The organism is Vibrio sp. 2132-1, assembly GCF_033344315.1.
Genome location: NZ_JAWPON010000525.1, coordinates 1 through 615 on the forward strand (window position 1 = coordinate 1; position 615 = coordinate 615).

Here is a 615-nt window from a genome sequence, read left to right on the forward strand (position 1 = left end):
ATAAGTCTTAGCAGCCTTTACATAAGCTATATCAACAAAGGGTTTAACGAAACCCCCTAGACAAACAAAACACAAAATTCGAAGTTTTATTCGGCACCAAACAAAGCACTGATTTTTGATGCTAATTTGTAAGTTATTACGTAATTAAATTACATTAAATTTTGCAATGAAATATGATTTAAAACAGGTGTATGAATATAAAGGCAAGCGAGAAAACCTTGTACTCATAAGGTCTAGCGTAAGGAATTTAAACGGAGGTTAAACACAATGCGCAGCCAATTGTGTAAAATGAACATTGTGAAATTTCACAATTTTATGAAAGCTTCACGAAAATAAAGCTGTGAAATTTTACAAGTCAAAGTTCACCGACAGAATAAAATACTAGAAAGCGCACCGTTTCCAGTGCGCTTTTAGAGAAATAGTGAGGAAGTAAAGGCTAATACTAATAGCTAAAGCAGTTCGGAAACCACATCTGCAAGTTGGTTAAAAGTGTTTGTTCTTGATGAACTAGGGCGCCAAACCAAACCAATTTCGCGATACGCTTGCTGGCCAGGAGGGTCGATCACCACCAAATTTTGGTTGTGTAACAAGCCGTGTTCGATTGCCATTTGAGGA

General features: G+C 36.6%; 1 pseudogene. It reads right to left on the reverse strand.

The window, feature by feature from the left end:
* Window positions 1–449: 449 nt before the first annotated feature.
* Window positions 450–615: pseudogene (locus R8N47_RS26440) on the reverse strand (hydrogen peroxide-inducible genes activator); the annotation flags it as partial.